This window comes from Pseudoxanthomonas sp. LjRoot143 (assembly GCF_964252945.1).
In the GTDB taxonomy this organism is placed as follows: Bacteria; Pseudomonadota; Gammaproteobacteria; order Xanthomonadales; family Xanthomonadaceae; genus Pseudoxanthomonas_A.
Genome location: NZ_CAXUPM020000001.1, coordinates 3,407,578 through 3,429,799 on the forward strand (window position 1 = coordinate 3,407,578; position 22,222 = coordinate 3,429,799).

At 68.7% G+C, this 22,222-nt stretch carries 11 protein-coding genes; all 11 read right to left on the bottom strand.

What is annotated here, in order from left to right; all coding sequences use genetic code 11:
- Positions 1 to 17: 17 nt before the first annotated feature.
- The 11 genes from ACSQ1W_RS16590 to ACSQ1W_RS16640 all read right to left on the bottom strand — a co-directional run bounded on the left by ACSQ1W_RS16590 (position 18) and on the right by ACSQ1W_RS16640 (position 22,208).
- Entirely contained in the window at positions 18 to 2,303 is a 2,286-nt protein-coding gene (locus tag ACSQ1W_RS16590) for a TonB-dependent receptor (protein ID WP_436044792.1), read from the bottom strand.
- Between the two features lie 166 nt (positions 2,304 to 2,469).
- Complete coding sequence (locus tag ACSQ1W_RS16595; RefSeq protein ID WP_436044794.1) at positions 2,470 to 4,032, bottom strand: sodium/sugar symporter; 1,563 nt, start codon at positions 4,030 to 4,032, stop codon at positions 2,470 to 2,472.
- A gap of 74 nt (positions 4,033 to 4,106) precedes the next feature.
- Entirely contained in the window at positions 4,107 to 6,671 is a 2,565-nt protein-coding gene (locus ACSQ1W_RS16600) for a glycoside hydrolase family 3 protein (RefSeq protein WP_436044796.1), read from the bottom strand.
- Positions 6,668 to 8,077, bottom strand: a complete 1,410-nt coding sequence (locus ACSQ1W_RS16605) for a sugar porter family MFS transporter (RefSeq protein WP_436044798.1) — start codon at positions 8,075 to 8,077, stop codon at positions 6,668 to 6,670. The genes ACSQ1W_RS16600 and ACSQ1W_RS16605 overlap by 4 nt, the downstream gene beginning before the upstream one ends.
- A gap of 47 nt (positions 8,078 to 8,124) precedes the next feature.
- The gene (xylA, locus tag ACSQ1W_RS16610; RefSeq protein WP_436044800.1) at positions 8,125 to 9,459 is read right to left on the bottom strand and encodes a xylose isomerase; all 1,335 of its coding nucleotides are present in this window, start codon (positions 9,457 to 9,459) and stop codon (positions 8,125 to 8,127) included.
- Between the two features lie 43 nt (positions 9,460 to 9,502).
- Complete coding sequence (xylB, locus tag ACSQ1W_RS16615) at positions 9,503 to 10,996, bottom strand: xylulokinase (RefSeq protein WP_436044802.1); 1,494 nt, start codon at positions 10,994 to 10,996, stop codon at positions 9,503 to 9,505.
- A gap of 16 nt (positions 10,997 to 11,012) precedes the next feature.
- Positions 11,013 to 13,397, bottom strand: coding sequence for a glycoside hydrolase family 95 protein (locus ACSQ1W_RS16620; protein WP_436046228.1), 2,385 nt, complete (start codon positions 13,395 to 13,397; stop codon positions 11,013 to 11,015).
- Positions 13,398 to 13,482: 85 nt separating this feature from the next.
- The gene (locus ACSQ1W_RS16625) at positions 13,483 to 16,329 is read right to left on the bottom strand and encodes a TIM-barrel domain-containing protein (RefSeq protein ID WP_436044804.1); all 2,847 of its coding nucleotides are present in this window, start codon (positions 16,327 to 16,329) and stop codon (positions 13,483 to 13,485) included.
- Positions 16,330 to 16,397: 68 nt separating this feature from the next.
- Positions 16,398 to 18,074: a DUF5597 domain-containing protein gene (locus tag ACSQ1W_RS16630; protein WP_436044806.1), complete on the bottom strand. Its 1,677-nt coding sequence runs from the start codon at positions 18,072 to 18,074 to the stop codon at positions 16,398 to 16,400.
- 16 nt (positions 18,075 to 18,090) lie between these two features.
- A complete protein-coding gene (locus ACSQ1W_RS16635) occupies positions 18,091 to 19,926 on the bottom strand; it encodes a sialate O-acetylesterase (RefSeq protein WP_436046230.1) in 1,836 nt (611 codons plus the stop codon).
- 83 nt (positions 19,927 to 20,009) lie between these two features.
- Positions 20,010 to 22,208 carry a cellulase gene (locus tag ACSQ1W_RS16640; RefSeq protein ID WP_436044808.1) on the bottom strand — a complete coding sequence of 733 codons (2,199 nt, stop codon included), beginning with the start codon at positions 22,206 to 22,208 and terminating at the stop codon, positions 20,010 to 20,012.
- Positions 22,209 to 22,222: the final 14 nt, after the last annotated feature.

Consider the following 22,222-nt stretch of genomic DNA (forward strand, 5'->3'; position numbering starts at 1 on the left):
GCGGCGGATGCCGGGGTTTACCAGCGGTAGTCGAACCCGATGCCGACCACGCGGGGCGCACCGGCGATGATGTTGGGGCTGTCATCCGACCACGCGTACTGCGTATAGCCGCGGTCGAACAGGTTGCTGGCGAACACGTAGGCGCTCCAGTCCGGGTTCTCGTAGCCGAAACGGCCGTTGACCAGCGTGCGCGACGACAGCCGGCGCGCGTCGCTGCCGATGTCCGGCGTCACGTCGCTGCGATAGTTGGCGTTGACGTTGGCCAGCCAGTGGTCGCCGAAGCGCAGGTTGGCGCCGACCGCGAACGTCCAGCGCGGCGCGTAGGCGAACTCCGAGCCGGTGTAGTCGTTGATCTGCGCATCCAGGATGGTCTTGAACTCGTCGTAGCGCGTGCGCGAATAACCCAGCGACGCGTACCAGTCGAAGCCGGCGCCGACGCGGTGGCTGGCCTCGATCTCGAATCCGTACAGGTGCGCCTTGCCGGCGTTGACCTTGTGGTAGTCGTAGTCGTTGATGCCGAACAGCGCGGTGACCTGCTTGTCTTCCCAGTCGATGTAGTACAGGTTGGCGTTGAGCGTCAGCCGGTCGTCCAGCCACTGCGAGCGCAGCGACAGCTCGGCATTCCAGGTGAACTCCGGGTCGTACGCGTAGTTCTGCCCGCGCGCGATGTTGAACGCCGAACCACCGGAGCGGTAACCGCGCTGCACGACGAAGGCGGTGGATACATCGTCCGTCCATGCATAACGCACGCCCAGCTTGGGCAGGAAGGCGTCGAAGTCGCGGGTGGATTCGGGCGTCTGGCTGTTGGCCTGCTGCACCATGCCGAGCACGGCCTGGTTGATACCGGCGATGGCCGGTGCCAGCTGCGGGCCGAACGCCGCCGGATCGGGCAGCGTGCCGGCGAAGTCCGCCGTCGCGACGGCGCCGAAGCGGTATTCCTCGCGGTCGTAGCGGAAGCCGCCCAGCAGGGCGAGGCGTGCCGTCAGGTCGACTTCGAAATCCGTGAACAGCGCGACGTTGCGCGAACGCGACTGGCCGTCGCTGGCGTAGTCCACCGGGATCACCGGCACCGCCTGCGCGTACAGGCCTGCCACGTAGTTCGCGGTCAATGCGTCCAGCCCGGCGCCCTGCAGCACGGCGGCGATGGTGGAGACCGGCGTGTCGACGTTGGTGCGGTTGATGCTGACGTTGTCAGTCTCGCGCTGCGAGGCGTACAGGCCGACCAGGCCCCGCAGGCGCTCGCCGCGGTAGTGCGCGCGGAACTCCTGCGAGAACGTGCCGTACTGTTCGTCGGTATCGCCGTAGGCCTCGGCGCGCTCGGTCAGGTCCGTGTCGAACTGGCGCTGCATGTCGGTGTCCGACCAGGCCGTCACCGCCGACAGCGACCAGCGGTCGGACAGGAGGTAGTCGACTTCCAGCGTGGCGATCTGCGCCAGCGTATCGGTGGCACCCGGGTAGTCCGACAGGTTGATGCGGTCGTCGTAGTGGTTGGGCACGTCGTTGCGCGAGTAGGCGTACATGTACGGCCCCTGGCGGTCGTCGCGCGTGTAGGTCAGGCGCGCGGTCAGCCCGTCGATGCCTTTCGGCGTCCACAGCAGCTTGGCGCGCGCCATCGTCGACTCGCGCTCGTCTTCGCCGACGCCGCGCGTCGGGTTGTAGACGAAGCCGTCGAACGAGCGGTCTTCCACCGCCACCCGGAACGCCAGTTCGTCGGCCACCAGCGGACCGCCGCCGGCGAAGCCGATGCGGCGGTCGGACGGGTCGGACAGCAGCACGCGGGCACGTCCGGACCAGTCCATCGTCGGGTCTTCGGTGCGCAGCACGATGGCGCCGGCCAGCGCGTTCTCGCCCTGGATGGTCGACTGCGGGCCGCGCAGCACTTCCACCTGCGCGATATCCCACAGGTCGGTCGGGCCGGCATCGCTGACCTGGCTGGGCAGCGGTGCGCCGTCGACGTAGATCGTCGCCAGCGGGTTGGGCGCACCGGCCTCGTTGGCGATACCGCGGATGGTGAAGCCGCGGTCGCCGTACATCTGCGACACGTTGGCGGTGCGGTTGAGGATGTCGAACAGGCTGAGCAGGGTTTCCTGCTCCATCCTCACCGAGGTCGATACCGCGACGCTGGCGGTGGTGTCCTGCAGCGAGCGTTCGGTCTTCTCGCCGCGCACGACGATCTCGTCGAGCGTGGTGGGTTCGGGACCGGGGGAAGGCGGCGTCTGGGCGTGGGCCTGGACGGCGGCAAACAGACACGCAGCCAGCACGGACACGCGCTGACCGGCAACGTGGGAAAGGGGGTGCAACACGGGAAGTTCCCCAGAGCGAGACCTTGGGCAGGTCACCAGGGACGCGGCGGCAGGCTGACGTCCGACGGGGAAATGATAAGTGCCGGCCGAAGGCGTTGGCAATCGGCGCGGTGACGGACGGGACGCAGGAAGCTCCGCGGCGCCATCGCGGCGCGCGGGATCCGCGCTACCAGAACAGCGTGTACAGCGCGGCCAGGATCGCCAGTACCGCGACGGCGCCGATGTTGAACGGAACGCCGGTGCGGTAGTCGACGTCACGGGTCTGGATGATGTCCTTCTCCGGCGCATGCGGCGTGGCCAGCGACACCACCACCGCCAGCGCCAGCGCCAGCAGGAACACCAGGCCGACGCGATCGATGAAGGGCAACGCCGGCCAGGCCAGCTTCAGCACGATCGACAGCGCGAACGAACCGATCGCCGCCGCCAGCGCACCGGCCTCGTTGGCGCGCTTCCAGAACAGGCCCAGCACGAAGATCACCACGATGCCCGGGGTGAAGAAGCCGGTGTACTCCTGGATGTACTGGAAGGCCTGGTCGAAGCTGCCGAGCAGTGGCTTGGCTGCCAGGATGCCGAGCACCACGGTGACCACGGCAGCGATGCGGCCCACGCGCACGAGCTGCGCCTCGCTATGCTGGCGCTTGCCCTTCGCATAGAAATCGAGGGTGAAGATGGTCGCCACCGAATTGATCTTCGAGGCCAGCGACGCGACGATCGCCGCCACCAGCGCGGCGAACACCAGGCCGAGGATGCCGGTGGGCAGCAGCCGCATCATCGTCGGATAGGCCTGGTCGGGCTTGTCGAGGCCCGGCGCCAGCATCACCGCGGCGATGCCCGGCAACACCACGATCACCGGCATCAGCAGCTTGAGGAAAGCGGCGAACAGCACGCCCTTCTGCGCTTCGCCGATGTCCTTCGCCGCCAGGGCGCGCTGGATGATGTACTGGTTGAAGCCCCAGTAGCTGATGTTCATGATCCACATGCCGCCGATCAGCACGCTGATGCCCGGCAGGTCCTTGTAGAACGGGTTGTCCTTGTCGAGGATCATCTCGAAGTGGCCCGGCTGCGCGTCCCACAGCCGGTGGAAGCCGGCGACGACGCCCGCGCCCTCGCCCAGTTGATCGAGCGTCAGGCCTGCGACCAGCAGGCCGCCCAGCACCAGCAGCGAGACCTGCACGATGTCGGTCAGCGCGACCGCCTTCAGTCCGCCGTACAGCTGGTACAGCAGCGCGAACACGCCGATCAGCACCACCGCCAGCATCTGGTCCATGCCGGTGACCTGCGATACCGCGATGGCGCCCAGCCACAGGATGGAGGTGACGTTGACGAACACGTACAGGCCCAGCCAGAACACCGCCATCAGCGTGCGGATGCGCGTGCCGTACCGCTGCTCGAGGAACTGCGGCATCGTGTAGATGCCGTTGCGCAGGAACACCGGCAGGAACCACTTGCCGACGATCAGCAGCGTCGCCGCCGCCATCCATTCGTAGGAGGCGATCGCCAGGCCGATGGCATAGCCGGAACCCGACATGCCGATGATCTGCTCGGCCGAGATGTTGGCCGCGATCAGCGACGCGCCGATCGCCCACCACGGCAGCGACTTGCTGGCGAGGAAGTAGTCCTTCGCGTCCTTGGTGTGTCCCGCCTTCTCGCGCGACACCCATTGCGCCAGCACGAAGATGGCGGCCAGGTAGGCCACCACGATGCCGATATCCAGTCCCGACAGTGTCATCCCGTTCCCCTATCCCCATGCCACCGGCGTCGTTGCCGGTCCCGGGCGCCTGCGCGCCCGGGAATCCGCCGCACTCAGCGCGCGCAGTCGACTGCGACTTCCGCCTGGTCCAGCGCGCCCAGCGCGACGCGCGACACCGACACCGTCATTGCGCCCGCCGCGCCGATCGACCACGGACGGTCGAGCTTGCCCACGTCCGCGCCCGCCTTGGCCAGGCACTTCAGCGGCACGCCGACACGCGTCCACTGGCCCACCGGCAGCTTGGCCAACGTCGGAGACAGCGCGACGCGCGCGGTGCAGCCCGTGCCGCAACCGACCGACAGCCACGCCTCGCCGGCCGGGGCCGCATCCACGCGCAGCGTGGTCAGCAGCATCACGTCGCCGTTGCTTTCGCGCTGCAGGTCGAGCGCGGTGTGCGACTGCAACGCAACGGTCGCCTCGCCCTTGCCCGACCACGCGAGGCGGCGCCCGTCTTCCTGCGCCTGGTGGTCCACACCGGTGACGCGCAGCAGATCGCCCTCCAGCGCCTCGGGCACCTTGGTGACCGTCACGCCCTGGCCGTCGGCGGTTTCAAGCCGCAGCGCAATGCCGGAACCGGCATCGCCGCGCGCGAAGAACACCCCGCTCGCGCCTTCGTCGCCGGTCACGCCGGAGTCTTCCGGCAGCGCGGCCAGATCGCCCTTGTCCGCATAGGTCAGGCCGAAGCCGAACGCGAACAGCGGGTCGTAGCCCTCCTGGCCCACGTTGTTGGCGTACTGCACGGCGGTGCGCGGCCAGCTGAAACTGAGCTTGCCGGTGAAGTCGTGCTGCACGCTGCCATCGGCCTTGCGCAGCAGGACATCGGCGATGCCCGCGCCCTCCGAACCCGGCAACCACGCCGCCACGAACGCGTCGGCCGCGTTGATCTCGCGGTTCATCCACAGCGGACGGCCGCTCAGGAACACCGCGACCACCGGAATGCCATCGGCCTTCAGGCGCTTGAGCAGTGCCAGGTCGGCCTCGTCGCCCGGCTTGTACTGCAGCGTCTGCAGGTCGCCCTGGAACTCGGCATACGGGTTCTCGCCGAACACGACCACCGCGACGTCCGGCTTCTGCGTGTACCGGCCGTCGACGGACAGGACCGCGTCGCCGCCGGCCGCCTTCGCCTGCTGCGCGATGCCTTCGTAGATCGAATCGGCGTTGGGGAAGTCCTTGCGCGTGGTGCCGGTGCCCTGCCAGTTGAGCGTCCAGCCGCCGGCCTGCTTGCCGACGTCGTTGGCACCGTCGCCGGCCACCAGGATGCGCTGCTTCGGCGCCAGCGGCAGCACGCCGCCCTGGTTCTTCAGCAGCACCAGCGATTCGCGCACGGCCTGGCGCGCGACGGCGCGATGCTCCGGCGAACCGAGCAGGGCGAACTGCCCGCCCACCGCACGCGAGGACGGCTTGCCCGCTTCGAACAGGCCCAGGCGGATCTTTACCCGCAGGATCCGGCGCACCGCGTCGTCCAGCCGTTCCTGGCTGATCGTGCCCGCCTTCACCGCCGCCAGCGTGGTCTCGTAGAAGCCCTTCCAGCTGTCCGAGGCCATCGCCATGTCGAGGCCGGCATTGATCGTCGCCGGACAGTCGGTATTCGTGCAGCCCTTCACCTGGCCATGCCCGTTCCAGTCGCCGACGACGAAGCCACCGAAGGCCATGCGGCCCTTCAGCGCATCGGTCAGGTATGGCTTGTGGCCGTGCATCTTCTCGCCGTTGACGCTGTTGAACGACGCCATCGCCGTCTGCGCGCCGGCCGCGATCGCCGGCGGATAGCCCGCGGCGTGGATGCGCACCAGATCGGCCTCGCTGATCTTCGTATCGCCCTGGTCCTTGCCGTTGGTGGTGCCGCCATCGCCGAGGAAATGCTTGACCGACGCGATCACGTGGCGACCGTCGAGGAAGTCCGGCGACCCGACCTTGCCCTGCAGGCCTTCGACCACGGCCACCGAGTAGCTCGCCACGACCTCGGGCGATTCGGAATAGCCCTCGTAGGTACGCCCCCAGCGGTCGTCCTGCGGCACCGCCACGGTGGGGGCGAACGTCCACTCCATGCCGGTGGCGCGCGTCTCCAGCGCGGTGATCTCGCCGATCCGGCGCACGAGCTCCGGATTGCGCGCCGCGCCCAGGCCGATGTTGTGCGGGAACAGCGTGGCGCCGACGATGTTGCTCTGCCCGTGCACGGCATCGATGCCGAAAATGATCGGGATGGCCTTGCCTCCCTGCGAGGTATCCATCGACGCCTCGTAGAACGCATCAGCCAGCGCCAGCCATTCGGCCGGCGACGCGTCGTAGCGGCCGCCGGGATCCGAATTGCCGCCGGCCAGGATCGAGCCCAGCCGGTACTTGCGCACGTCGTCCGGCGTGATGCTGGCGATGTCGCCCTGCACCAGCTGGCCGACCTTCTCCTCCACCGTCATCGTGGCCATCAGGTCGGTGATGCGCTTTTCCAGCGCAGGATCCTCGGCCAGCGGCCAGGCGACCTGCGGCCACGGATTGGCGTCGGCCGCCGTCGCGGGCGCGGCGGCCTTGTCGTCGCCCTTGCAGGCACCGAGCGCCACCACGAGCGCTGCGATCAGGACGCCGCTGCGGACGCGCATGGGATTCCGGTTCGTCATCGTCTTCATCCTTCCATCTGCTCCAGTTCCTTGCCCTTGGTCTCGTGCACGTACTTCAACACGAAGAAGACCGAGATGATCGCCGAAACCAGATAGATGCTGTAGGTCGCCGCCAGCCCGATGGCCGCCAGCAGGATCGGGAAGCTCACCGTAATGGCGAAATTGGAGGTCCATTGCGCCGCGCCGGCCACCGCCAGGGCCGAGCCGCGGATCTGGTTGGGGAACATCTCGCCCAGCATGACCCACATCACCGGACCCCACGAGATATTGAAGAACACCACGTAGAGGTTGGCCGCCACCAGCGCCAGCGTGCCCATGCCCTCCGGCAGCTGCAGGTGGCCGTCGACCAGCGAGCCGCTCGCGAACGCCACCACCACCAGCGCCAGCGACACCGCCATGCCGGCCGAGCCGATCCACAGCAGCGGCTTGCGGCCGATGCGGTCGATCAGCAGCACGGTGATGATGCAGGCGCCGATGCTGAGCGCGCCGGACAGCACGTTGATCGCCAGCGCGTCGTTCTCGGAGAAACCGACCGCCTGCCACAGCACCGCACCGTAATAGAACACCACATTGATGCCGACCAGTTGCTGGAACGTGGCCAGGCCGATGCCGACCCAGACGATGGGGCGCAACCTGCCCGTCGTCCTGCTCTTCAGGTCCGACAGCCGCGGACGGTGATGGTCCTGCGACAGCGAGGCGTCGATTTCCGCCAGCTTGGCCTGCGCTTCGGCGCCACCGAACAACCGCGTGAGCACCCGCAGGGCCTCGTCCTTGCGCCGCTTCACCACCAGGTAGCGCGGGCTTTCGGGAATGACCAGCAGCAGCGCGAGGAAGACCAGCGACGGCACCGCCTGCATCCAGAACATCCAGCGCCACGCGGCATGCCCACCCCACAGCGCTTCGGTGGAGGCGCCGGCCTTGGCGGCCAGCAGGTAGTTGGACAGGAACGCCGCGGTCAGGCCGCTGATGATGGCGATCTGCTGCACCGTGGCCAGGCGACCGCGATAGCGTGCCGGCGCGACCTCGGCGATATACGCCGGCGAGATCACGCTGGCCGCGCCGACGGCGAAACCGCCGATCACGCGCGCCGCGATGAACACCACCGACGACGTCGCCGCGCCGGCGCCGATCGCCGACAGCAGGAACAGCACCGCCGAGACGATCAGCACGTTGCGCCGGCCGAGGCTGTCGGCCAGCCGACCGGCGCTGAACGCACCGACCGCGCACCCCAGCAGCATCGACGCGACCTCGAAGCCGAGCCCCGCCTTGGTGGAGCCGAATGCCTGCTGCAGGCCGTCGACCGTGCCGTTGATGACGCCGCTGTCGAAGCCGAACAGGAATCCGCCGATCGTCGCCACCACGCTGATCAGCACGATCAGCCGGGTGTTCTCGCCCCCGGTCATTGCCTGGTTCATTGCCGTCCCCTTCCTCGATCCGATGATGTCGTTGCCGTCCGCCGCGCTCAGCGCAGCAGGTACTGGTTGAGCAGGTTCTCGTAGCGCTCCTGCTTGCCGCTGGTCTGCTTCGGTTCGCCCAGCTGCGTCGCGAGCGACGCCAGGCCGGCCAGGTCCAGCGTGCCGTTCTCGAAATCCTTGCCCTGGCCGCTGTCGAAGCTGGCGTAGCGCTCACGGCGCCATTGCTCCCAGGGCGAGTCGGTCAGCAGTGCGTGCGCGACTTCGAGGCCGCGCGCGAACGCATCCATGCCGCCAATGTGGGCGATGAACAGGTCTTCCAGGTCGGTCGACTCGCGGCGCACCTTGGCGTCGAAGTTCAGGCCGCCCTCCAGCCCGCCCTGGCGCAGCACCACCAGCATCGCGCCGACGGTGTCGTAGAGATCGGTCGGGAACTGGTCGGTATCCCAACCGTTCTGCGCGTTGCCGCGGTTGGCGTCGATGCTGCCGAGCAGGCCGTGGTCGGAGGCGACCTGCAGGTCGTGCTCGAAGGTGTGGCCGGACAGCGTGGCGTGGTTGGCTTCGATGTTGAGCTTGAAGTCCTTCTCCAGCCCGTGTTCTTTCAGGAAACCGGCGACGGTCGCGCTGTCGAAGTCGTACTGGTGCTTCATCGGCTCCATCGGCTTGGGCTCGATCAGGAAGTTGCCTTTCAGTCCGATGCTGCGGCCGTAGTCGCGCGCCATCGTCAGGAAGCGCGCGAAGTGCGCGACCTCGCGCTTCATGTCGGTATTGACCAGCGACGCGTAGCCTTCGCGACCGCCCCAGAACACGTAGTGCTCGCCACCGAGTTCGACGGTGGCGTCCAGTGCCGCCTTCACCTGCACCGCCGCGCGCGCGACGACGGCGAAATCGGGATTGGTCGACGCACCGTTCATGTAGCGCGGATGCGAGAACAGGTTGGCCGTGCCCCACAGCAGCTTCATGCCGGTGGCGTCCTGGCGCGCCTTGGCCAGGCCGACCATGTGCCTGAGGTTCTTCTGGTACTGGCCGATGTCGTCGGCGTCCGGCGCCAGGTCGATGTCGTGGAAGCACCAGTACGGCACGCCGAGCTTGGTGAAGAACTCGAAGGCCGCATCGACTTTCGCTTCCGCCGTCGCCATCGGCGAGCTAGCCTCCCACGGGAAGTGGCGCGTACCGGGACCAAACGGATCGTGGCCGGCGTTGCAGAACGTATGCCAGTAGCAGACCGCGTAGCGCAGGTGCTCCTGCATGGTCTTGCCGCCGATCGTCTTCTGCGCGTCGTAGATCTTGAAGGCCAGCGGATTGTCCGAGCCACGGCCCTCGAACGGGATGCGGCCGATGCCGGGGAAGTATTCCTTGGCGCCGATGAAGGGCTGCGTGCTCATGGTGCGGTGATCCTGTGGTTGTGCGGGGTGTCGCGGGGGAACGTCAGCCGCGTTGCAGCGGGGTGACGGCATCGAGGTACTGGAGGAAGCGGTGATAGGCCGCCGCGTAGGCGGGGGCACGGGACGCGTCGGGGGTGGCGGACAGGGCGGGATCGACGGCCACGTGCGTGCGCGTGACCTCGGCGATGGACGTTTCGCCGCCCTGCGCCTTGTCCCACGCCCACAGCGCCTGCAGCGCCGCACCGAAGGCCGCGCCTTCGGACTGCGCGGGAACATCGACCGGCAGGCCGAACACGTCGGCCACCAGTTGCCGCCACGCCGCGCTGTTGCTGCCGCCACCGGTCAGCACGATCCGCTCGAAGCGCATGCCGGCACGGACGAAGGCATCGAAGCCGTACTTCAGGCTGTAGGTCGCGCCTTCCATCGCGGCGCGGTAGAGATGCGCCGGCGAGAAGTTCGTCGTGTCCAGTCCGGCCAGCACGCCCTTGCCCAACGGCAAGTCGGGCGTGCGCTCGCCGTTGAGGAAGGGCACCATCACCAGCCCGTCCGCGCCGGGCGGCGTGGCGTGCAGGTGGGCATCGCCGTCACGGGTGCTGAAACCGAAGGCCTTCGCGACCTGCTCGGTCGCCACCGTGCAGTTCATCGTGCAGATCAATGGCAGCCAGCCACCGGTGGACGAACAGAACGCCGCCCATGCGCTAGCCGGATCGACCACCGGCGTATCCGAATACGCGAACAGCGTGCCCGAGGTGCCCAGGCTCATCGCCAGGCGTCCCTCTTCCACGCAGCCGGTACCGATGGCCGCCATCATGTTGTCGCCGCCGCCGACGGCGACCTTCACCGTCGGCGGCAGGCCCAGCGACACGGCGGTATCGGCATCGATGTCGAACAGCGCCTCGGGCGCCGCGATCGGCGGCAGGCAGGCGGCGAGATCGCGTTCCGGATCCGTCGCGCGCAGCAGGTCGGCCGACCAGGTACGCGTGCGCACGTCGAGCCAGCCGGTGCCGGAAGCGTCGCCGTATTCGCAGAAGCGCTGCCCGGTCAGCACGAAGTTGAGGTAGTCGTGCGGCAGCAGGATGGTCGCCAGCCGCGCATAGGCGTCGGGCCGGTGCGTCTTCGTCCAAGGCAGCTTCGAGGCGGTGTAGCCGGCGAGGATCGGATTGCCGGCGATCTCGATGGTGCGCGATGCACCACCGACGGCCGCCATGATCTGCCCGCACTCGGCGGTGGTACTGGTGTCGCACCACAGCTTGGCGGGCGCCAGTACGTTGCCGTCAGCATCCACGGGCACGAAACCGTGCTGTTGTCCGGACACCGCCAGCGCCACGATGCGTGAGCGCACGTCAGGATCGATGCCGGCGAAGCAGCCGTGCATCGCCGCCACCCAATCGGCGGGCCGCTGCTCGCGACTGCCATCGTCACCGCTGGTCAGGTCGAGCGGCACGCTGGCGCTGGCGACGAGGGCGCGCTTGGCGGGATCGTAGACCACCACCTTCAGGCTCTGCGTGCCTGCGTCGATGCCGGCGACCAGCCTCATCGGAACTCCTTCACTGTCATGACTTCACCAATGCGCCCTGGCGCAGCTTCACCGTGGCCGAGGCGCCGGCGGCGAGTTCGAGATCGAGCGTGCTGTCCGCATGCGCCAGTTGGTAGCGCCCGCCCTTGTCCGAGTGCAGCGTCGCCTGCGCGAGGCGACCACCCTTCCACGCCAGGTCCAGGCTCGCCGCATTGCGCACGCGGATCCCTTCGAGTTCACCGTCGCGCCACGCGCCCGGCAGTGCGGGCAGCAGGAAGATCGATCCTCCCCAGCTCTGCACCAGCATCTCGACGATGCCCGCCGCGCCGCCGAAGTTGCCGTCGATCTGGAACGGCGGATGCGCATCGAACAGGTTCGGGTAGCTGCGCTGCGGCGACAGCAGCATGCGCAGGATCTTCAGGCTCCGCTCGCCATCCCACAGGCGCGCCCAGAAGTTCAGCCGCCACGCGATGCCCCAGCCGGTGGCGTCGTCGCCGCGGATTTCGAGGGTGCGGCGCGCGGCGCGCGCGAGGTCGGGCGTGTCGCGCAGGTTGATCTGCGCGCTGGGATGCAGGCCGTACAGATGGGAGATGTGGCGGTGGTGGATCTCCGGCGCCTGCATGTCCCAATCCTGCTGCCATTCCTGCAACTGCCCCGCCTTGCCGATGCGGTTGGGCGGCAGCTGTTCGCGCAACGCCGTGAGCTGCGTGGCGAAGTCGGCATCCACACCCAGTACGCCTGCGGCCTCGATGCACTGGCCGAACAGATCGCGGAGGATCTGCGCGTCCATCGTCGGACCGGCGCAGACGGTGGCACCGAAAGGATGCACGTTCTCAGGCGAGATCGACGGCACCGTGACCATCGCGCCGGTGGCGGGATCTCGTTGCAGCGTCGCCGCGAAGAAGGCGGCCGCGCCACGCAGCCACGGCCACAGGCGGCGCAGGTCGGCGGGGTCGCGGCCGTAGTCCCAGCGATCCCACAGCTGCTGCAGCAACCACGCGCCGCCCATCGGCCACAGGCCCCACTGCGCGCCGTCGATCGGTCCGGTCTGGCGCCACAGGTCGGTGTTGTGGTGCGCCACCCAACCCGGCGCGTCGTACATCTCGCGCGCCATGCGCGCACCGGTCTCGGCCAGGTCCCCGATCATGCGCGCCAGCGGCTCGACGCACTCGGACAGCGCATTGGCCTCCGCCGGCCAGTAGTTCATCTCGGTGTTGACGTTGGTGGTGTACTTGCTCTCCCACGGCGGATCCATCAGGTCGTTCCAGATGCCCTGAAGGTTGGCCGGCTGGGTACCCGGGCGCGAACTGCAGATCAGCAGGTAACGTCCATAGGCGTGGTACAGCGAGACCAGCGCGGGATCGTCGCCATGCGCGAACGCCGCGATGCGCTCGTCCGTCGGCAGGTCCGCGGCCGCGGTGCGACCGAGGTCCAGCCGCACGCGGTGGAACAGGCGGCGATGCTCGACGAGGTGGTCGGCCTGCAAGGCGGCGAACCCTTTAGCCCGTACGCTTTCCCACTGCCTGGCCGTGATCGCTTCCGGATCTCCGCCGACATCGTCGTAGCGGAGGTAGCTGGTCGCGGCGACCAGTCGCAGCTCCAGCTCGCGCACGCCATCGAACACGATCTGGTCCTGCTCGACGCGGACCCAGCCTCCCTGGTGGCGGACGCCCACACGGAATGCGAACCGCAGCCGTCCTTCGATGCCGAACTTGTCGACGTTGCGACCCGCGACCAGCCAGCCGCCGTCGACGATGCGGGTCGTCGTGGCATGTTCGTTGGCCGTGCGGATGCGACCGATCATGGCGTCGCCCCCCTCGACGGTGCAGCGCATCACCAGGCACTGGTCGACCGGCGACACGAATACCTCGCGCCGGTGCACGCCCGCACCGACACGGAACGACGTGCGCGCGACGGCGGCGTCGAGGTCCAGCTCGCGTACGTAGTCGGACACGCCGTCCAGACGATCGAACTGCAGCCACAGGTTGCCCAGCGGCTGGAACGGCATCTGCTTCAGCGGCTCCGCCATCAGGGTGGCATTGGCCAGCGCCTCGGCTTCGGCGTAGCGGCCGGCGAACACGGCTTCGCGCACGCGCGGCAGGTTCTCCCTCGCGCGTGAATTGATCGCGAAGTACGGCCCGCCCGCGTACAGCGTGTCTTCGTTGAGCTGCAGGCGCTCGTGCGCCACGCCGCCGAAGACCATCGCCCCCAGGCGGCCGTTGCCGACCGGCAACGCCTCTACCCAGACCCGCGCCGGCTGGCGATACCAGAGCCGCAGGTCCCGCGCGGACATCGCACCGACCGGCGCCGCGCCTGCGCCCGAAGGCAGGCCCGCGACCACCGCGGCGGCCGCCACGCCCTTGAACAGCGTCCGGCGCGCAGGATCGTGCGGTGCGGCGGCATCGATGGCGTCCGGCGGCATGCCCGGGCGCGGGAACTGCATCATCCGGCCCTCCCGGACAGCTTTTGTCTACCGGTTACCATGGTGCCGCCCGACCACGCGCCTGTCATCGTGCAGTGCGGGGAAAACGCACGACCTGCGCCTTGCCGTCGTAGCGCACGGTGACGTCGCCCGGCGGCTCCAGCGTGCCGGCATCGGCGCGCGGACCGTCGATGAAGCGCACCCGCACCTCGCGCGCAGCCGCCATGCCCGGGTAGCGCCCCTCGCGTGCACCGATGCGCAGCTCGCCCGCCATGTCGTTCCACGCCAGCGGGATGCGGCTGGACTCGCCGCGCTCGTAGCCATAGCTGCGGCCGTTGTCCTCGTACAGCGAGAACGTGCCGTCGGCGCCGGTGTAGACCTCGATCGTCAGCGGCGCATCGGGCTTTTCGTCCACGTACTGCTGCACCACCGTGCGCGGCACGATGGCGCCGGCGCGGACGAACAGCGGCATGCGCTGCAGCGGCGCGGCGGCGTCGATGGTCTGGCCACCGTCGTAGCGCTTGCCGGTCTCGAAGTCGATCCAGCTCGTGCCGGCCGGCAGATAGACCTGACGCGTGGTCGCCTTGAACGACGTCACCGGCGCAACCAGGAACGCGGGCCCGAACAGGTACTGGTCGGCGATGTCGCGCACCTTCGGGTCGGCGGGGAAATCCATCGCCAGCGTGCGCAGGATCGTGCCGTCCTTCTGCCAGGTATCGCCGGCCAGCGTGTAGATGTACGGCAGCAGGGTGTAGCGCAGCTTCAGGTAGTGGACGAAGCTGTCGTAGTGCGGCGTGCCTTCCGGCGCGATCTCCCAGATCTCGCGGTACGGAAACTGGCCGTGCAGGCGGAAGATCGGTACGAAGGCGCCATGCTGGAACCAGCGCAGGCTCAGTTCGCGCCATTCGGCCAGATGCGCGGGATCCTTGGTTTCGTAGCGACGCTCCGGCGAGAAGCCGCCGATGTCGAAGCTGACGTTGGGCGCGCCGGCCATCGAGGCATTGACCAGGCCGGAGATCTGCTCGCGCAGGTCGTCCCAGCGCGGCACGATGTCGCCGCTCCAGAACGCCGCACCGGCACGCTGCTGTCCGGCGAAGAACGCGCGCGACAGGATGAAGACGCGCTTGTCCGGATCCTGCTCGCGCGAACCGCGGTAGACGCCTTCGGAGTGCACCAGCGGGTACGAGTTGAAGAACTCCACCGACGGGCCCAGCGCGGTCGGCGTGGTGCGCGCCTTGCGCTCGCCGATGTCGATGTTGCTGTGCAGGTCGGGCTCGCTGGCATCCAGCCACCAGGCATCGAAGCCCTTGCGGTTGAGCTTGCCGTTGACCTGGCGCCAGAAGATGTCCTGCGCCTCCTTCGAGTAGGGGTCGTAGAAGGAGTTCAGGTAGCCCTTGCCGATCCAGTCCAGCTCGCCCACCTCGACGTTGCGGTGGTACATGTGGCCGGCGGCATCGAGTTCCTTGTAGTTCGCGGTGGTCGGATAGAACTTCGGCCACACCGAGATCATGATCTGCGCGTGCTGGTCGTGGACGTGATCGACCATGCCGTCCGGATCCGGGAAGTTCTTCGCATCGAAATCATGCGAGCCCCAGGCGTCCTCCGGCCAGTACGACCAGTCGAGCACGATGGCGTCGATCGGCAGCTTGCGCTTGCGGTACTCGTCCAGCGCGCCGGTCAGCTCGGCCTGCGTCTTGTAGCGCTCGCGGCTCTGCCAGAAACCGTACGACCATTTCGGCAGCAGCACGGCCTTGCCGGTCAGCGTGCGATAGCCGGCCAGCACCTGGTCGGCGTCGTCGCCGGCGACCACGTAGTAGTCGATGGCGTGCGCGGCCTCGGACCAGATCGACAGGTCCTTCGCCTCATCGGCCGGCAGCGGATCGCGATGCAGCAGCGCGACGTAGGCCGGTTCGATGCGGTCCCACTCCAGCTTCACCGCGTGCCGCTGGCCGGCCTTCATGTCCAGCGCGAACTCGTGGTGCCACGGATTCCAGTTCTGCCGCCAGCGGTCGAGCACCAGCTTGCCATCGATGTAGAGCTTGGCGTACTCGCTGTTGTACAGCGAGAACGTGTGGCGGCCGTCGCTGCGCGCGGCGATCTCGCCTTCCCAGACCACCTCGCTGCGGCCGCCGGTGGCCAGGTTCTTTCCCTTCTCCGGGAAGTTCGCCAGGTCCTTGATGTACTGGTAGTTCACTTCGCTTTCGCGACGCGCGACCACCTGCTTGCCGTTGACGCTGTAGCGCGCGGTCAGCGCGCCCGGCTTGCCCTGCGCATCGAACAGGTCGAGCGACGCCCCCAGCGGCTGCAGGCCACGCGGATCGCCGTAACGGGTGATCGCGTTGCTGTCCCACAGGATGCCGTAGTGGCGCGTGGAGACCAGGTAGGGAATCGCCTTGTCGATGTTGTGCTGGAGCAGTTCGACGTCGCGGCCCTTCAGGTTCATCCAGCCCTGCTGGTGCAGGCCGGTGCCGTAGAAGGCCTCGTCGGACTGCGATTCGAAGCGCTGGCGGATGCTGTAGTAATCCTTGCCCTCGACCTGCGTCGGGGTGAAGGTGCGCGCATGCTCGGCGAGCAGCGGCTTGCCGGCGGCATCGAAGAAACTGACCCGGCCCGTGCGCGCATCGACCGTCGCCGAGATGCCCTGGGTGGATACCGACACCTGCCCACCCGCCTCGCCGACCTTCACCGCCGGCGGCGCGCCCGTCTTCGCCCGCATCAGACTGGGCGTGCGCGCGAAGTCCCCATCGGGATCGGCCATCACCCGCAGGATGCCGGGGGCGACGGCCTCCACCTTCACATCGGCGGCCGTGGCGTCGGTCGGACGCACGATCACGCCGTGCGCGATCTTCTCGACCACGCCGTGGTCGGCGGCGTTGGCGCCCGCCGCGGCCAGGGCCAGCAGCGGCACCGTCAACGTCTTCAAGTAACCCATCGCTTGCTCCTCGTTCGGGTGCGCGGGCACCCGGGTTCTGGGACCGGCCAGGCCGGTCCGCGGATCGATCAATATGTCGCCAGCTTCACCCGCAGCAGTTGCGGGACGCTGGAGAAATTGAGGCCGTAATCGGTCTGGTCGCCGTTCCAGCGGCGACGGAACACCCACTTGCCGTCGACGTAGGTGCCCTCGTCGACGTACTCGTAGATCTGCCGCGCGGCGACGGCCGGATCCACCGCATCGATGTTGATGCGCGCATGCGCACCGGCGACCAGGAATTCGTCCGCACCGAGCTGCACCACCAGCGCGCGGCCGATGGGCTCGGGATTGCCCGGCGGTTCGCCCTGGAACCAGAACTGCGGCACGCCGTAGGTCACCACCATGTTCCAGCGGTCGTCGATCTTCACCGTCTGCACGGCCTGGCCCGGCTGCTCGGCGGTGCCGCGCACCTTGCCCTCGAAACTGGCCTGCGCGATGACGCGCGCCGCCGGCCGCACGATGGCGTAGTTGAGTGCGAACGACTCCAGCGCCTTTTCGTCCAGGTGCTTGGCGCCGAGCGGCCAGTTGGAATAGCGCGAATAGTCGATGCCGAACGGCGACCATCCGATCGCCTGCTCGCCGAGCGCCGAGAAGAAGTAGCGCGGGTACTCCTCGCGGTTGCCAGTCTCGGCGACGAACAGCGGGTTGTCGGAGCGCGAGTAGCGGTCCAGCACCGTGGTGTAGTGGGTGTACTCCGGCATGTAGATGTCCGGCGCCAGCAGGTCGATGTGCGGCGCGGCGGCCTTGTAGACGTCCAGCACGTTGTCGGTCGGTCCGCCGCTGGCGTACTGCCCCGGCTGGCCGGGATTGAACGGTCCGCGCAGCGCCGCATTGACCAGCATCGGCAGCGGGTAGACGGCCTTGCCGGCTTCCGCGACCTGGTCGATGTAGTGCGCGATATGCCAGGCATGGAAGAACTCGTCCGCGTCGGCGCCGAACACCGCGCGCCAGGTGCCCGGCGACTTGCCCAGCTTCTTCAGCAGGGCCTCGGGCACCGGGCCGTCGAACACCTGCTGCGCCAGCGGCGAGAAGTCGCGCACGCTGCCGTAGGTGCCGGGCTCGTTCTGCGGCTGCACCATGATGACGGTGCGCTGCGGGTCCGCCGCCTTGAGGTGCGTCATCAGCGCGACGAAGGCCTTGCGGTCGGCATCCAGCGTGGCCTGCGCATGCGGCGACAGCGAATTCAGCGTTCGGCCGTCGGCGGTGACGACGCGCGGAAAGCGTGCGTTGTCGAGCTTCACCCAGGCCGGCGCGTAGTTCGGGCCGTTGTTCTTCCAGGTCGCGAACCACAGCAGGATCAGCCTCACGTTCTTCTCGCGCGCCTGCTTCAGCAGCACGTCGACGAAGGAGAAGTCGAACGTGCCCTCCTTCGCCTCGACCTGCTCCCACGCCACCGGCACCATCACGGTGTTCGGCTTGATCACGTCGATCGCCGGCCACACGTCGTCCAGCGCCTGCGGCCAGTTGCTGGAGTTGTTGACCTGCGCGCCGAGGATCAGGAACGGCGCGCCATCGACCATCAGCGCGTGACGGCCGTCCTTGCTGACGATCTGCGGGATCGGCGCCTCGCCGCCGTCGCGCGCGCCAGCCGCCTTGCCGGCGTCGCCCGTGCTGGCCGCATCGCCGCCGGGTTGGCAGGCGGCCAGCAGCAGGGCAGCGGCCAGCAGGCCGAAGGACACGAACGAACGGGACAGGCGAGGCATCATCAGGAAGACTCCAGGTTCACCAGTTGTCGCTGCGGAACGGCGAGGCCGGCAGCTGGTCGGTGTTGATCAGATCGGCATCGACCGGGTTGTCGGACCAGCCGTAGCGCACGGCGGCGGGCCGTGGCACCGCCGCACTGCGCACCACCACGCGTCCGTTCTGCAGCGTCGCCTCCGCCGGGTGGAACACCTGGTCGGTGCCGGCCAGCGCGAAGCCGTGCACCCGCGTGCCCCCGCCGCGCACGGCCAGCGTGCCGCCGGAGGTGCCGAACTCGACGTGCGCCGCGCTGCCTTCGAAGCGGGTGTACTGCGGCACCGGTCCGTGGAACGCGACCGTTTCGCCGTACGCCACGTTGCGCGCGGCCAGCGCGAGCCGCTTGCCGACGTCCTGCTTGTTGAGCGGATGGATGTCGGACGGATTGCCGATGTCGATCGTCACCACCTGGGCGGTGCCGGGCATCCACAGCGTCATCGACTGCGCCTCGCGCAGCGTCGCCCATGGGCTTTCGTCACCCTTGTCCGCGCCGGAGGAGAAGTTGGCCAACTGGACCCACAGGAACGGCAGGCTCGGCGCATCCCACTGGGTGCGCCACTGCGTCCGCCACTGTTCGATCAGCGCGGGAAACTGCCGGCGGTAGCGCAGCGCCTCGGCGACCGTGTTCGCATTCGACTCGCCCTGGTACCAGATCACGCCGCGCAACGCATAAGGCTGCAACGGATGGATCATCGCGTTGTACAGCAGGGTCGGGTGCTGGTTCTTGTCGTCGATCAGGGCGACCGTGACGTTGCTCGGCCGGAACGACCAGTCCGCCAGCGCACGCGGCGCGCCACCCTGCGGCTGCACGAAGACCTCGGTGACCTCGCCATGGATGCCGCCGCCGCCGCCGGTGTCCGACACCCGCACGGCGACATGGTTGACGCCCTTGCGCAGCGCCGATGCCGGTACGACGTAGCGGCGCGGCTGGTTGTACTGCATGCGCGTCTCGCCGACCTGGGTGCCGTTGACCCAGGTGATGTCGGAGTCGTCGATGCGGCCGACGCCGAGGGTGACGCCGGCCGCCGCTTCGTCGGCCGTCAGCGTGAACGTGGTGCGATACCAGGCCACGCCGTCCATGCCCGTCCAGCCGGTGGCCTCCCACAGCGACGGCACCCGGATCGGCGTCCACGCGGACAGTTTCAGTTTCGGCGCCTGCCAGCCGGCGTCATCGACGGGCAGCGCAGGCCAGCGCGCGAGGTTCTGCCGCGTCTGCGCCAGCGCGCGCTCGTCGTCGGCGCGAAGCTTTTCCGCCTGCGTCGCCAGCGCCTGTTCGTCCAGCCGCTGCGACGACGCATCCATCCACGCCTCGATGCGGCTGCCGCCCCAGGTGCTGTCGATGATGCCGATCGGCACGCCGGTGACCTTGCGCAGTTCGCGCGCGAAGAAGTGCGCGACCGCGGAGAACCGGGCGGCGGCCTGCGGCGACGAGGCCACCCACTCGCCGCCGGCGAGGTCGGCCTGCGGTTCGCCCGCCCAGGACTTGGGAATCTTGAAATGGCGGATCTGCGGATCGGTCGCGCGCGCGGCCTCCGTCTCGGGATCCGCCGACTGCGCGATCGGCCATTCCATGTTCGACTGGCCACTGGCCAGCCACACGTCACCGACCAGCACGTCGCGCAGCACGCGCGGCTGCGTGCCGTCGTCGATACGCATCACGTACGGACCCCCGGCGGTCTGCGCCGGCAGTTCCAGCGACCAGCGACCTTCTTCGTCGGCCTGGGCGATGATCGCTTCGCCCTCGGCGAAGCTCGCGGCGATGCGCGCCCCGGGTGCGGCGCGGCCCCAGACCTGCACGGGCTGGTCGCGCTGCACGACCATGCCGTCGGAAAACAGACGCGGTAGTTCGACCGCCTGCGCGGCGGGGACGGCGAGTAGAGCGAGTAGGACGGTGGTGAATCTATTCACTGCGGATCTCCATGCCAGATGCCGCGTCCTTCGGTACCGAAGTAGACGCGGCCGTGCAGGCGGGGATCGCCTGTCACATGGCGGATGATGCCGCCAAACCGCAGCGCATCGGTGTCGATCCGGAGCCAGCGGCGTCCCGCGTCGTCGGACCGGTAGAGGCCGCGCTGGCCCCGCACTTCGCCGAACACGAACAGCACCGGCACATCGCCGTCCTTCGCCGGCTTGCCCAGGCCCACCGACATGACGTTGTCCACGCCAGGCACGCGCTGCAGCTTGCCGGGTGCCAGATGCAGCAGCCCACGCCACGAGGCCGCGATCCAGGCTTCGCCCGACCTGTCCGGATGCGGCCGGATCTCGGCGCGGTACCAGTCGCCGATCTCGCCGACCGGGGCGCGCACTTCCTCGAAGGCGACCCCGCCGTTGCCGCTGACGTACAGCCGGCCGCTGATGGCATCGAAGCCGTAGTAGATCCCCTCGTCGACGCGGTCGGCCTCGACCACCGCCGTCTTCGGCAAGCCTTTCACCTGCTGCCAGCGCCCGCCCATGTCGGCGGTGATCCAGTGGTGCTCGCCGTTGCGCGGGCGCCAGATCGCGCGCCTGCCGTCGGCCGCGAGCGTGATGTGACCAGCGCCCTCCCCGTCGGGCGGCTCGCTTGCGAACGCGGTCCAGGTACGGCCGCCGTCGTTGGACCAGGCCCCTCTCACCGCGCCCTCCGGCCGGTTGTGGAAGTAGCCGGTACGCACCATCACCTGCGGCACACGCCCGGCGAACGCCAGGCTTTCGGTGTTGGAGAAACGGACACCGGCGAAGCGCTGCTGCGAGACGTCCAGCGTGTCGTGCACGAAGCCGTCGACATCGCCCAGCCCGCTGACCAGGTGCGCGCCCTGCGGCGGGCTGACCAGCGCCAGCGGCACCGTCTCCTCGAAGCCGGCCTGTTCGAAGCGCCATTGCATCGTCGCGCCGCCATCGAACGCGCGCGCATTGGTCGAGGCCCAGACGCCGTAGCCGGTGACGAACAGCAGGCGGTCCGGGTCGAACGGATCGATCTCGATGTCCGCCATCCAGTGCGGCCTGGCGTCCACCGTCCACGGCGCGGACGCATGGTCGAAGCTCGAGCGCGGGAACAGTGCCGCCCATGTGCGCCCGCCATCGAGGCTGCGATAGAGGTCGTCGTGCGGCTGGTAGCGACGGAACGTGCTGGCGATGATCACGTCGGGGTTGTCGGCCTGCACCGCGACCGCGCCCCAGCCGAAGCCGGCATCGGTCTTCGCGCGCTGCACCGGCGTGATGTCCTCCCACCGCTCACCGGCGGGATCGAAGCGCCATACCGCGCCATCGGCCATGTTGTTCGGGCCCGGCTCGTCGCCATAGCTCAGCAGCCAGCGTCCGCGCGCATCACGCACCATGTGGCTGGGGCGCAGGCCGACGGGCTGGCCCGGCACCGCCTCCCAGTTCGCGCCACCATCGTGGGAGCGGAACAGGCTGGTCTCCTTCGTGGACACCCCGGCATACAGCGTCTGCGACGGCGTGCCACGTGCGCCGCTGGCGGGATCGAACACCACGAACGCGATGCCGACCGGGCGCAGGTCGCGCCAGCCGGCGGCCCACGCCGAGCGCGATTTCGCCACGGCGGGGAAGTTCTTCACCTCGCGCCACTGCGCACCGGCGTCGTCGCTGCGCCACAGGCCGTCGGCGCGCGTGCCGAACATCACCACGCGGCCATCGTTGGGATCGACGGCAAGACGCTCACCGTTGCCGCGCCCCTGTTCGTTGCCGCCGAACTTGAACGGCAAGGCGGTCCGCTGGAACGTGGCACCGCGGTCGCGGGAACGCAGGATCGCGCCATCCGCCCCACGCTCATGCAGGTAGGTGCCGACCGCCAGGTAAAGGCGATCCGGGTCGGACGGATCCAGCGCCAGGCTCTCCACGCCGAAGCGCCCGCTGTCCTCGTGGCCCATCCAGTCCATCAACGGCTGCCAGCGATGCTCGCCCGGCAGCCAGCGGTAGGCGCCGCCGATGTCGGTGCGCGCGTACAGCAGGCCTTTCTCGCGCGGATGGAACACCAGGCCGCTGACGAAACCACCGCCGCCGACGGCGACACTGCGCCAGCGGTAGCCGGTAACGTCATCCTTCGCCGCCGCGCCGGGCACCAGCAGGAAAACGGAAAGCGCGAGGATCAGGCGAAGCGTGAGCACGATGTCTCCTGTCG

Bases quoted from the DNA above. Each gene is read 5' to 3' on its own strand.
- ACSQ1W_RS16595 (WP_436044794.1), bottom strand. From the start codon at position 4,032: ATGACACTGTCGGGACTGGATATCGGCATCGTGGTGGCCTACCTGGCC.
- ACSQ1W_RS16600 (WP_436044796.1), bottom strand. From the start codon at position 6,671: ATGAAGACGATGACGAACCGGAATCCCATGCGCGTCCGCAGCGGCGTC.
- ACSQ1W_RS16605 (WP_436044798.1), bottom strand. From the start codon at position 8,077: ATGAACCAGGCAATGACCGGGGGCGAGAACACCCGGCTGATCGTGCTG.
- xylA (WP_436044800.1), bottom strand. From the start codon at position 9,459: ATGAGCACGCAGCCCTTCATCGGCGCCAAGGAATACTTCCCCGGCATC.
- xylB (WP_436044802.1), bottom strand. From the start codon at position 10,996: ATGAGGCTGGTCGCCGGCATCGACGCAGGCACGCAGAGCCTGAAGGTG.
- ACSQ1W_RS16620 (WP_436046228.1), bottom strand. From the start codon at position 13,397: ATGCCGCCGGACGCCATCGATGCCGCCGCACCGCACGATCCTGCGCGC.
- ACSQ1W_RS16625 (WP_436044804.1), bottom strand. From the start codon at position 16,329: ATGGGTTACTTGAAGACGTTGACGGTGCCGCTGCTGGCCCTGGCCGCG.
- ACSQ1W_RS16630 (WP_436044806.1), bottom strand. From the start codon at position 18,074: ATGATGCCTCGCCTGTCCCGTTCGTTCGTGTCCTTCGGCCTGCTGGCC.
- ACSQ1W_RS16635 (WP_436046230.1), bottom strand. From the start codon at position 19,926: ATGGTCGTGCAGCGCGACCAGCCCGTGCAGGTCTGGGGCCGCGCCGCA.